Origin of the sequence: Paracnuella aquatica, assembly GCF_003332885.2 — a bacterium.
In the GTDB taxonomy this organism is placed as follows: domain Bacteria; phylum Bacteroidota; class Bacteroidia; order Chitinophagales; family Chitinophagaceae; genus Flavisolibacter; species Flavisolibacter aquaticus.
The window spans coordinates 61,225-73,737 of sequence record NZ_QOWJ01000003.1; the positions used below are offsets into that span (position 1 = coordinate 61,225).

General features: G+C 52.6%; 8 protein-coding genes. 2 read left to right on the plus strand and 6 right to left on the minus strand.

Annotated features, from left to right (window positions below):
• Window positions 1-107: 107 nt before the first annotated feature.
• The 5 genes from tamL to nhaA all read right to left on the minus strand — a co-directional run bounded on the left by tamL (window position 108) and on the right by nhaA (window position 10,285).
• Window positions 108-2,396, minus strand: a complete 2,289-nt coding sequence (tamL, locus tag DRJ53_RS06580) for a translocation and assembly module lipoprotein TamL (protein WP_114234825.1) — start codon at window positions 2,394-2,396, stop codon at window positions 108-110.
• Window positions 2,393-7,486, minus strand: a complete 5,094-nt coding sequence (locus tag DRJ53_RS06585) for a translocation/assembly module TamB domain-containing protein (protein ID WP_114234826.1) — start codon at window positions 7,484-7,486, stop codon at window positions 2,393-2,395. Before DRJ53_RS06585 ends, tamL begins: the two co-directional genes overlap by 4 nt.
• A gap of 184 nt (window positions 7,487-7,670) precedes the next feature.
• Window positions 7,671-7,931, minus strand: a complete 261-nt coding sequence (locus DRJ53_RS06590; RefSeq protein ID WP_114234827.1) for a hypothetical protein — start codon at window positions 7,929-7,931, stop codon at window positions 7,671-7,673.
• A 121-nt stretch (window positions 7,932-8,052) separates the two neighbouring features.
• Window positions 8,053-9,057, minus strand: a complete 1,005-nt coding sequence (locus DRJ53_RS06595; protein WP_114234828.1) for an FAD:protein FMN transferase — start codon at window positions 9,055-9,057, stop codon at window positions 8,053-8,055.
• 37 nt (window positions 9,058-9,094) lie between these two features.
• Window positions 9,095-10,285 carry a Na+/H+ antiporter NhaA gene (gene nhaA, locus DRJ53_RS06600; protein WP_241558480.1) on the minus strand — a complete coding sequence of 397 codons (1,191 nt, stop codon included), beginning with the start codon at window positions 10,283-10,285 and terminating at the stop codon, window positions 9,095-9,097.
• Between the two features lie 142 nt (window positions 10,286-10,427).
• On the opposite strand from nhaA, the gene DRJ53_RS06605 reads away from it, so the two are divergent.
• Window positions 10,428-10,703 (plus strand): hypothetical protein, encoded by a 276-nt coding sequence (locus DRJ53_RS06605; RefSeq protein WP_114234829.1) that lies wholly within the window; start codon window positions 10,428-10,430, stop codon window positions 10,701-10,703.
• A gap of 128 nt (window positions 10,704-10,831) precedes the next feature.
• Here DRJ53_RS06605 and DRJ53_RS06610 read toward each other — a convergent pair whose 3' ends face one another.
• Window positions 10,832-11,287, minus strand: a complete 456-nt coding sequence (locus DRJ53_RS06610; protein ID WP_123893406.1) for a DoxX family protein — start codon at window positions 11,285-11,287, stop codon at window positions 10,832-10,834.
• A 244-nt stretch (window positions 11,288-11,531) separates the two neighbouring features.
• Here DRJ53_RS06610 and DRJ53_RS06615 point away from each other — a divergent pair, with 244 nt between their 5' ends.
• Window positions 11,532-12,488: a DUF2279 domain-containing protein gene (locus DRJ53_RS06615; RefSeq protein WP_114234831.1), complete on the plus strand. Its 957-nt coding sequence runs from the start codon at window positions 11,532-11,534 to the stop codon at window positions 12,486-12,488.
• Window positions 12,489-12,513 lie beyond the last annotated feature (25 nt).

Genomic DNA, 12,513 nt, shown 5'->3' on the forward strand with positions numbered 1-12,513 from the left:
GTTAACACAAATACATAACTCATCATTTATATTTCCTTCATCCTTGTTCGATATTCTCGCCAGACTTCTTCTGTTCGAAATTCCTTGTTCGTCTGTTCGACATTTCCTTAGAACGGATAGCCAATCGCCAGGTTGAACACCAGGTTTTCTTTGCGCCATTGTTTTTGCCCGAAACGCAGATCCGAGAACCAGCGTGGGTTTTGTTCCCACGGTTTGCGCACCGGTATGCCCAGGTCCACACGGATCACAAACAACTGGATATCCAGCCGCAAGCCCACGCCGGTACCTACTGCCAGTTCTTTTACCCAGTTTTTCGAAAACTTGGCGCCGGGACGATTCGGGTCTTCATTGCGGAGCCAGATGTTACCGGCATCCAGGAAAATGGCGCCATACAGCGGGCCGCTGATGCGTGGCCGGAACTCCGTATTGAATTCCAGCCTAATATCGCCGGTCTGGTCGGTAAAAGTGGTGGGCTCATCCGGGCGGTAGGTGCCGGGGCCCAGGGTGCGGCTGCGGAAGGCCCGGATGCTGTTGTTGCCGCCAGCAAAGAATTGTTTTACATAAGGCAGCCGGTTGGAGTTTCCGTACGGAAAGCCCATACCCACGATGATGCGGTTGGCCCAGGTAAGCGCCGGTCCAAAGCTGCGGTAGTAGCGCAGGTCGGTTTCAAACTTGGCGTACTGATCAAACACTGCATTGAACAGGCGCTTGGGATTTTCGGGGCTGCCTTTGCCGCCGGTAAATGCACCGGCCAGGTTACCCGAAAGATCGATCAGGCCATTGAAATAAAACGAATTGGGCTTGGTGACACCAGCCACCATGTCGTTGTAATTAAAATTGTAGTTCATCCCCAGCACAAACTGCGAGTCGATGATGTTGGAGAGGTAGGGGTATTTTACAATATTGGCCCGGTACTCGGCTGTTACATTGATCGGCTGCACATAGGTAATGCTCACGGGGTTAAACTCATGCCGAACCTTCGGGGTTTGCTGCCAGGTGTAGCCAAAACCGCCGCGGAACGAATTGAGTGTGTACAGTTTGTTGCGGGTCAGGATATCATAGCCGAGCACAAAATTGGAATGCGGCACAAAGCTGCCACGGGTACGCACATCAAAAAACGGGATCACAAACCGAGGAATACTGAGGGTGGCCTCAGCACCGGTGCGGAACGTGTTGTAACCACGGAAGTTGCCGCCAAACTGCGTTTCGCTACCTACATAAGCCGATATGCGCAGGTGCTCACCGGCTCCAAATGTGTTGCGGTTGCGCCAGCTTACCGTCAGTTCCAAACCATTCTGGTTGCTGCTTTTGGTGATGGCATTGGTTTCGGCCCGGATCGATTTTTTGGGTAGCGGCGTCAGGTAGTAATAGGCATCCAGCTTGTTGCTGTCGGGCAGGGGCTCAAACCGGTTTTTTACAAAACGAAACTCGTTCAGGTTAATGAGCCGCTGCAGGCTCATGTTGTGGTCGGTGCGGTTGTAGAGCTCACCGGGGCGGAACTGCATGGCCAGGTCGAACATTTTCGGCTTATACCGGTTGCGCGGATCAATTACAGTAAAGCCTTTATATAGTGTGCCGGTGTTTTTAGCCGTGTCCAGTCGGCTGGAATTGAGGTTATAACCGCTGTAAATGTACACCCTGTTGATGCGATAGGGCTCGTCGGCTTCGCTGGGTGTTTGCGGCTTCAGCACCATGCGCAGGTCAATCGATGCATCGCCGTCGGTAGTGTCAACCTGGGCCAGCAAAAACTCGGGGCTAAAGAAATAATATCCCCGCTCTTTCAGGTACGCATCAATCCTGATCCGTTCGCCTTTAATTACATCCAGGTCAAATGGAGCGCCGGATTTAAGGAGCGCAGCCGTAGTACTTTCGCGGATGGAAGCGGCCAGTGCACTGCTGTCTTGCGGGTATATTACCGAATCGAGCAGGTATTGACGCCCTGCCAGTGCGGTGTATTTTACGCTGCCCTTTTTTGCCGACAGCGTAGAGTCGGCACTGACCGAAGCACGGAAAAAGCCTTTGTTCTCGAGGTGGGTGCGCAGGTTGTCCATGTTTACCTGCATGTTCACATCGCTCATCAGCACCGGCGGCTCACCCTGGCGTTCGCGGATGCGGCCCCAAAAAGAGCTGTCTCTTTTATTGCTCAGCGCATTATAAATCAATAGTTTAAATGGAATGCCTAAAAACCGCGCATTCGGTTTGGGCCGCGTCAGGCCTTGCAGGTCGGAACGGAGCACCTTGCGCAGTTTGGCGCTGGCACTGTCGGCCTTCAGGTCTACGGTGGCGCCGGTGTACAGGCGGTCGCCGGCAGGAACGCTTTTGGTAACATTGCAGGCCGCCAGCAGCACCAGGGCTACCAGCGGGCAAAACAACTTTAATGACTGCTGTCGGTTCATTGGTTCTTTTGTTCGGTTTGGGGTTCTTGCTCTCTTGCGTTAAGTGCTTCTATTTCGCGTTGCAGCTGCCACTGTTTCCGTCGTTCTTCTTTCTTTTTCGTGCTTTCAAATATTTGCCGAACCCGGTTGTAATCTACCGTCATAATAAAGCCGAGGCCGGTTTCAATAACATGGCCCAACAGTTCGGCCTCGTATTCGTTGCGGCGGTAAAACCGCAGCGCATAGCGGCCATCGCGGCTCAGTTGATAATTAATGGCTACGTTGCCGGCAATGTTCGACGACCGCTGGTTGGTTTGTTGTGCGCCTTCCAGCATAAAGTCAGAGCCCACGTTTACCGTCAGCCGGTCGTTGAGCAGGCGTTTGCTCAAGCCCACGTTCAGGTCGGTGCGGGTACGGCGGTCTCCCGTCGCATAGTCGTCGCTTGAGGTTACGCCGAAGTTCAGGTCCACGCCGGCAATCAGGTCGCCGGCCAGGTTGTTGAGCTGTTCTGTCAACAGTTTGCTTACACTCTGGCGGGCAAATGTTTCTGCATTAAAGCCACCGCCTTCGCCACCGCCAAATGGATTTTCGCCCACAAATCGGTTGAGGAGCAAAATGGCAAACACCTGCTTGTTCAATTCCGATGGCTCCTGCCGCAATTGCGCCAGCCGATAATCCACGGTTTGCACCACGTCGCCGCCCACATTATAGTTCTGGTCTTTAGGCAGGGTAATATCGAAGGTGAGCACGGGTTTCAGCATTTCACCATCCAGGTTCAGCAGCACGTTAAACGGCAGTTTTTGCAGGTAAAAATTGCGCTGGTCCTGTTCCACCTGGGCTTCCACCAGGTCAAGCGGGGCAGTATTGGCAATGTACACTGCCGTCATATCGAGCTGCGCATTGGTGGGTTCGCCCATCCAGGTAATGGTGCTGCCTTTTTGCAGGTCAAAACGCCGTTGCAAAAAGTTGAACGAAAAGCGGTAAGCACCTTCTTCCACGGTGTAGGTACCGGTGAGGGTGATCTTGCCGCTGGGGTCGATGCCACCCGAAAGCTGGCCTTCGCCGCGAATGTTCAGGAAGTCGCCATTAGCTACATCCACCACCAGGTTAAAGTTGGCTTCCTTGGTAATGGTGATGTTTGCCGCCACATCAAAACCCACCAGCGATGATGTGTTTAGTGAATCATAAGCACGGAACAGCGAGTCGTTGAGCGGCGCATCAAAATCTACAAATTCAACCACACCATCCCGCGACACCACGCCGGCTTCAGCCTGTGGAATCACAATCGAAAAATTGGTTGCTTCCTCCACCGTTACCTGTCCATCCACTTCCGGTGAGGTTTCGGTGCCGCCCACATGCATGCGGGTCGAAATCACCAGGTCGCCGTAATACAGAGCATTCGGTTGTTTTACCGTACTCAGCGCTTTGAAATTATCGGCGTTCACATCTAGGTCAAATGCGTAGTTGATAAAGTTGGAAGATTTTACCGTGCCGTCAATATTCAGGGCCTGGCCTGCTGTATCCAAAATGGAAAACCCGTCGAACACCAGCCCGTCGTTATTCAGGCGCAATTCTTCATCATTAATATTAAACGGACCGCCGATGGCAACGGTGTTGAGCGACACCTGGTTGAAGCGCAATTCGCCGTCAATATCTGGTTTGGAAGCTGTACCTGCAATACGCATATTGCCGCTGATGGTGCCGGCCGCACGGGTAACAAATGCTTCCATGGCGCCTTCAAATGTGGACAGTTGCAATTGCTGCAGGGCCACATTCAGGTCAAGGCCAATGTCATTTGCCAGTTGCGTCATCGATCCGGTAATGTGGGCATCGTTGCCGCGGCCGCTCAGCACCACATCGGCATCGTAGCGTTGTGGTGTTTGGCTCAGCACCTGCAGCCGCAGGTTACCGATGGTATCGTTTTGCATGGCCAGGTCGGCAATGGTGAGGTCGGAGGTGAACAGTATTTGTTTGGGCAATGCGGGAAAAGTCACCACGCCATCAATTCTGCCGTCGGCAAAAAGCGAATCTTCCTGTATAAAGCCGGTTAGTGTTGCCAGCTGAAATTCATCGAACGTAACTGTAAGCGGCTGCACGCCATTGCCGGCGCCACTTTGCAACTCCAGCCGCTGTGCACCCTGTGACAGCACGAAGTTGTCGGCACGCATATAAGTAGGCGCCAGCACAATCTGGTTGTTGGGTGCAATGCTCCAGCTATTATAGTTCAGCATCAGGCTGTCCGGCGAAAGGGAAAGGCGATTGATGCCGCTTTGCTCCATCTGAAACAGCCCGGCCAGCATGTATTTGCTGCGGTCGGTATTGTCGCGCAGGTTCAGGCCAAAATTGATGTTGTTGTTCAGTGCCGTTGCAGTGATGCTGGTGCGGTGCAGCACAATGCCGCCGCTTTGCACACCGGCCAGTTCGCCCCTGATCTGCAGGCCCTGTGGCTCGGTATAAGCTTGTATGTTGATACCGGTAAGCGTACTACCTGCAAACACCAACCCATCCGACACCACATTTGCCTGCATGCCCGAGCCTGTTGCCAGCCGCCCGTCGATGTTGATGGGACTGGTAACTTCCATGCCCGGTACAAAGGCGCCAATGATGGGAGAGGGCTGCACATCGGCCCGGAACGTAAAATCATAAGGTTGCACCTGCGCCGGTGCACCGGCAGGCATCAGGTTGATATAAGGCGCCAGGTTTTGCTGAAAAACTGCCGCCAGCTCCGTAAGCCGGTACTGCCCTTCTATAGCGGCGTTGATGATATCGCTTTGCACCCTGATGTACTGGCCGCTGTCGGTGCCGCCGGCCTGCAGTTGCAGCGTATCCAGGTTGAGGCGGTTGGCGCCGGTCACAAAAAGCGCTTCGGTAATTTGCACATCAGCCTGCAGGGCGTTGGGATCCAGCGACGGCATATCGCCGGCAATGCGGCCACGGAAAATGAGCGGTTCGGTAGTGAAACCAAGCGGCATCGTTTTCAGGCTGTCGATCATGCCCGACAATTTGATGGCAGGAGCGGCCCCGCCAAAATCGCCGGACGCCGTCAGGTCAAATGCGGCATTGGCATCTCGGCTGTCCAGCGTGGCCGAAAACTCTGTTCCCGCAAGGTTTCCCTTGAAATCTATATTGCGGTAGTTGTACCCATTGAAACCCGCGTTGCTGATCACCCCTGAAAAGTTGGTGCGCATGCTTTCCGGCGTAAAGCCTACGCCATTGGCCCGCACTGTGCCCGTAAGCGAACCCAGTTGCGGGTTGCGCAAAATAGAACCCAGTTGGAGCCCGCGGGCCTGCACGGTAGCATCGTAGCGGGCGGCGGCCGGGTTGGTAATATTGGCAAATGTGCCGCGAATGGCTGCCGAGCCGGCCGAAGTACGCAGGTTTACATTGGCGGCAAGATTGCCACCGCTGCCGCGGATGGTGCCGTCGAGGTCAATATTTTGTGGCAGGTTGATGGCATCTTCCGGGATGGCACCGCCGCTCAGGGTTTGCAGGTCGCTTTTGGTGGTGCGCAGGCGGTTTACCGTAAAATCGGCACCCATTTTATCCGGGTTAGTCAGGTTGGTTAGCCGCCCCGAGGCGCTGATGCTGGTATTGCCCATGCCGCTGAATTGCAGGTTATTTACCAACAAATCGTTCATTGATCCGCGGGCCTGCAGGTCCACATACCAGGTATCGTTCGCGTTGCGGAAAGCGGGTTGTGCTGCCAGCATGGGCGCAAACGTAAGGATGTCGGCCACTTTAATGCGGCTGTCGTCGATGTTGACATCCATCTGCGTTTGCGGAAAATTGTTCATCAGCGCTTCAAACGAAGAATACTTCAGCGTCAGGTCGCGGCGTAGTTCGGTGCCCGGCGTTTTTATATACAAATCCTGCAGGTGGGCACCGTTGTAGGCATACAACAGGTTGCCTTGCAGCTCCTGCAGATTGAAGCCGCTCTTTTCTTGCACCGAACCCCTGCTGATGCGGGCCGCCATTGAATCTGGCGTGATTACCAACCCGTCTGCATGCAGGGTCAGCGCCTTGGCATCGAGGTGGGCATAGTCCATACCGCGTGGGGCACGGGGCTCGTTGTCGTTGTCAAATTTGATGTTGTTGTTGTTCAGGCGCAACTGACCCACCCGGAAATCGTATCCCAATACCTGCTGCGCCTCCACTTCCTGCACTACTTCTTTTTCCACCACCTTGGCACCAGCCGACTTACCCATGCGGATCACTGCGGTTGTGTTTTCGAGCAGCAGGTTTTCGAGGTGCACGGTATTGTTGGAGAGATTAAGCTGCCGCCCGGTAGTTTGCAGCCGGCCCAGGTTCAGGTCGGTATAAAAAGCCGAAACGTCGTTGGCAAAATTCACCGCAATCTGCGACAGGTCGACCTGCCCGATCTTCAACTGCATGGGCTGCGGCGTAACGGCATCGGCAATGTCTTTGGAAAGCGGCTCCGGCGTAGCCAGCGGCTTATACTGCCGGATATTGGCCGTTACGTTGCGCAGCTGCACCGAAGGAATATCGTAGTAAAAAGCCGCGGGATTGATGCTGTCCATACGGGCTTCGGCGCCGCCAATGCGTACCCGCAGGTTGCTGCCCGTTACATCATCCGCCATTTGAAACACCACGTTGTCCAGCGTAAGCCGGTCCAGCGCCATCTTCATCGGCGCGGTGGTTGTGGTGTCTACCGTCGTCGTTTTGGGTGTAAATGCATCTACAATAAACTGGAAATTGAACGTGGTGTCCGGCAGTACCCGCTTTATTTTGGCGGTAATATTTTCCAGCTCCAAGTAATTAATTTCAAGTTCATTATTGAGCAGTTTGCCCAGCGCCAGCCGGGTTTTAATGGAGCCGCCCGACACAAGTGTGTCTTTCGAAAGATCTTCTATGTACACATCCTGCAGGCTTATTTTACCCGAAAGCCCAAAGCGCACAGCGCCAATATCTACCCTTGTCTGCAGCTTTTTTTCCAGAAAACTTTCCGCCCTGCCGGTCAAAAAGCTTTGCACCGGCGGCGTTAGTATTAATAGAAAAATAACCACCACAAAAAGCAGCAGGAACAGGATGGACTTTAGAAAAATGCGGAGTATACGAACGGCTACAGGCCGGGTGTTTGCTTCGGTTTGCATGGGAAAAAGGTGCGCTTGGCACCGCTACCTGCGCAAATACCAGACCTTAAAAACATCGTTGATACAAGCGGGCTTTAGCGGGAGCAAATTAAAGAAAACCAATGGGTGCTGTAGAGAAAGTTCTACACGCAACCGCTTGCTGTACAAAGGGTTTAATAAAAAAAAGGCGCTATGGAAATGAAGATTATGGTGCAGCGCTGAGCAATATCGGCATTCCGGTGACAAGGTTATGATTCAATTCGTCCAGCACCTGCTGAATGATCTCGGGGTTTTCGGTGCCCGAAACATCCCAGTGTCCGCCGCGGTTTTCCGCTACCAGGTGTGGTGCAATAAAGCTACGGGACGGGTTCTCGGCCGGATTGAGCTCCATACGGTTGGCGCTGCGCTGTACCCGGTAGCCAATGGGGAACTGGTCAACAAAAAGTACGGTAGAGAAAGTTTCCATGGTTAAACAGTGTTACCCTTTCTATACCCAAATCTGTACCCAATTCAATTTTTGGCTGTTAATCTTGCGGCAAATAAGGATTGTAACGGTTCAGTTTCAGCTGGGCAGGGGTAAAACTTGATTATTGTATTTTCTTTTGCTGCAGCAATGCATCAAAACCGGAAGTAGCGGTATCGGCCGGGGTACCGTCCCGTTTTTTGTAAATAAAATAAGCCTCCAGGTCTTTTTGTTGTTCGGCAAACTGCAGGCCCCTTTCCAGGCCCATCGTCATCAGCGCATTGTCCATAGCATCGGCCGTGATGGCGTCCGGTGCCCACACGGTTACGGCCACCAGGTTGTTGGTCAGCGGAAAACCGGTTGCCGGATCGAGCAGGTGTGCAATGGCTTTATTGCCGCTTAAATAATACCGCCGGTAACTGCCTGATGTGGTGAGTGCACCCGAACGGAGCGCCAGTTGCTGTTGCAGCGGAGCGCCCATGTTTTCGGCTGCTTCGGGGCTTTCAATGCCGATGGTAAATGGCTCGCCGGAAGGCTGGCGCCGGCCCTGTACCCTTAGTTCGCCGCCAATTTCCACGAGGTAATTTTCCAAACCTTTCGCTGCTAAAAAACCGGCCAGCACATCTACGCTATAACCTTGTGCAATGCCATTAACATCAGCCTGCACGCAGGGCTTTTTTTTATACACATGCCTGCCCCTGATGCGCAACAGCTGCCAGCCCGTGCAAGACTTTAATTGCCGCACCGTTGCGCTGTCCGGCGGGTTGTTGTGCGGCCTGGCGCCAAAGCCCCAGGCCTGTACCAGCGGCAGCACTGTTACATCAAATGCACCGCCGGTTTGGCGGCTCACCACTGCGGCTTTTTGCAACACATTGCGCAAATGGGGTCCCGCAGCAAATTTTCTTTTTGCCGCATTCAACCGGTTGATTTCTGAATAGGGTTGGTAAATGGAAAGCGCACTGTCGAGGGAACGAAACACGCTATCACATTGGCCCTTGGTTACGATGCTGTCGGTGGCGTAATAAATTACGGAATAGGTAGTGCCCTGCGCTTTGCCCCGCAACTCAAACCGGCGCAGCGGTTCGGATTTTACCAACAAAAATGACAAGAGCCAGATCAGCAGCGGCATACGCAAAAACTATCTTGAAAGAATGGAATAGAAAACATTAGGGCTTGCCTTGCAAAGCAAGGTCCTTTTTACCTGCCATTTGCAGCACCAGCAAACCCAGCACCGAAGCCACTACCGAAGCCAGCAGGATCGATATTTTCGATTGTGCCACCACGTTAGGATCATCGAAGGCCAGTAGCGTGATAAAAATGGACATCGTAAAGCCAATGCCGCCCAAAATGCCCGCCGACAGCAGGTAACGCCAGTTTACACCCGTGGGTAAAGAACTCCAGCCCAGGGCCACCGCCCCACCGCAAAACGCCATAATGCCCAGCGGCTTGCCTGCCACCAGCCCCAGCATGATGCCCAGGCTGTTGTTGTTTTGCAGGTCGGAAAACCAGGTGGTTGGGATAATGATGCCCGTATTGACGAGGGCGAAAAGCGGCAGAATAACAAACGCAACCGGGTAGTGCAGCCAGTGCTGCACCCGGTAGGAAAGCGACTGTTCATCGCCGTTACCAAAAGGCATGGCAAACGCCAGCAACACGCCAGCCAGCGTAGCGTGCACCCCCGACCGCAGCATGCAGTACCACATGACCACGCCCAGCAACAGGTACACCCAAACGCGGTAAATCTTCAGGCGGTTGCACACAAACAGCAATCCCCAAACAGCCATTGCACCAAGCAGGTATAGCATCTGCAGGCTTTTGGTATAAAAAAATGCAATCACCAAAATGGCACCTAGGTCGTCGATGATGGCAAAGGCGGTGAGAAATACTTTTAGTCCATAGGGAACTCGTTTTCCCAGCGATAAAATGCCCAGCGCAAAAGCAATATCGGTAGCCATTGGAATGCCGCCACCGCCCTGTGTAGGCAGGCCCGCATTGAATAAAAAGTGAATGCCGAATGGAATGACCATGCCGCCCAATGCCGCAAACAGCGGCAAGGAAGCATTGCGGAGGGAGGAGAGTTCGCCGATGTAAATTTCCCGTTCTATTTCAAGGCCAACGAGCAGGAAAAAGATCGTCATCAGGCCATCGTTTACCCAATGCTCCAGCGACAGGTTGAGCGAAATGAACTCATTTGCAAAGCCCGCCTTGTGGTGAAAGAACTCCGGAAACGCAGGCCCGATCAACACGTTGGCCAGCAGCAGGCTTAAAATGGTGGTGCCGATCAATACGTAACCCGCACTGCGTTCGCTTTTAAAAAATGCCTGGAACAGCCTCGTTACTTTCATTCGTGGTGCCATGGGTGAGGGTTTGGTATCAATCTGCGCGAAGTAAACAAATTTGCCCCAATACCCTGCCCGCATAAAATAAGGGCCGCAACCTCAACTGCCTATTGGCAAAAGCCCAAGTCCGTTTATCTTTAAGTAAAACAAGCCCCTACACATGAACCCCGAAAAATTTTTTACGCAGGCCGGCCGCCTGTTTCATTTTACATATGGGGGAAAACAGGTTGCCTGTAATTATTATTTTACCCGTGTTAACCACAACTCGCCCAGCCAAAAATTGTGGATGAATATTTTGTTTCATTTTGGCGAACGCAAAGAGGTAATTGAACTGACGCTGGAGCAGCCCGAACACATGCTGCTGCTGAAACCCAAAATTGCCCTTGATCAGAAAGTGCAACGGCTGGTGGAGGTTTACCTGACGCAGTTTTTATAAAACAAATTGATTCCTGTTGACATTGATCAGCCCAACAAAAAAAGTACATGACCGTGCTTTTTTTGTTGGGCGTACAGGGGCCCTGCAAGCCTTTTGCCTTTGCTAACTTTTTCCGGTTCAGGACCAATTTATACCGTTGCCGGCGCGTTGGTTTCCAGCACCCTGATCCGGGCTGTTTCTGCTTCTTCCTCTGCTTCGTTGATGCGCTGGTGCCGTGCATTGGCTGCCACAAAAAGGGCAAAGCCCATGATGGCCGTGTCTTTCAGTAAACTGGCAAATGCCTGTTGGCGCATTTCGGGGTCGCCGGCATTGAGGTAGTTGGGCAGGTGAATGGTGAGTACAAACACCAGCAGCATTGCTGCCAGCAGGTACCCGGCCAGTTTTACCATGCGGTTGGTAACAAAAGCCAGCGCTACGCCAATAAAGGCAATGCCGGTAAAATACACCCAAAGAATGCCGCCGGGGATAAAATCGGGAACATACACCAGCCACATTTTGGGATACATCAGGTGATAAATGCCAAACACCAACATCACTGCCGAAAGGAGATATACGGCAAAGCGGGAAATAGAATGCTCGTTCATATCTGTAGGTTTTAAGGTGTAAGATTGAACGGTCGGTTAGCCACCTTTAAGTTACGAAACTTGCCGCTGCGGTGCAGTCATAATTTTTATAAACGGTTGGCGGATGTGCTTGTTTTTCAGTGCTGTATATATGTATAAAAATATAGGTGATGGCTTGCTTTCATTTGTGGGTTTGTACGGTTAGGTTTACGGCACCGGCAACTGTATTTCCTCCCAATTGTTCAACGGTTGCAACACGCTACATATGATGTTACCAAAACCTGTCAGCTTATTTAGATCGATTTCCTTTGTGTTCGCGTTGCTGCTTTGCAACATTGTAACGGTTCATGGTGCGGATGCTTCCATGATTCAACCGGATACAACGGCACCGGCTACCCGAAAATGGATTGCGGCTGGGGGTACAACACTGGTAATGGGTGGCGCGTTGTTGCTGTTTGTACAATCCAGTGAATATAAGTACACCTCTAAATTTCATGTGGATCGTGGCGGGCTCGACTACCTCGGTATGGATAAAATGCTGCATGGCCAGTTGTCGTACACCACGGCACGCTTGCTGCACGGCACGCTCAACTGGGCAGGAGTGAATGAAAAGAAAAGTATCTGGGTGGCTGCAGGCGGCAGTCTATTATTCATGACTGCAAAAGAATTGATCGATGCCCACAACCCGCGCTGGGGCTGGGGCTGGGCAGATGTGGGTGCTAACATTGGCGGTACTGCATTTTGGGCAGCGCAGCAATGGGGCTGGGGCGAGCAGAAATTGCAGTTGAAATTTTCGGGTGTGCCCCGTAGTTATACCGACAAACAGGTCGACGAGCAGATATCAATCCTGTTTGGTTCCGGGGCTGAGCGGGCTATTAAAGATTATAACCAACAAACTTTTTGGCTGAGTGCCAACCTGCACAGCCTTGGTGCTCAAGGGTTGCCCCGGTGGCTGAACCTGGCGGTGGGCATGGGCGGTGAGCACCTGTACGGACAAAAAGAAAACATCCGCAAGGATCGTACTGGTGCTATTGTATTTGACCGCCGCAATTTGCCGCGACGACGCCAATGGTACCTGGCACCCGATATCGATCTCACTAAAATTCCAACTAACAGTAAGTTTTTGCGCACCGCTTTTTTTGTGCTCAATACCATTAAAGTGCCGCTGCCCGGCCTTGAACTTACCGATGGTAAACTAAAAGTAAAAGCGCTTGCCTTTTAGAGAAAACGCCCAAACATTTTCGTCT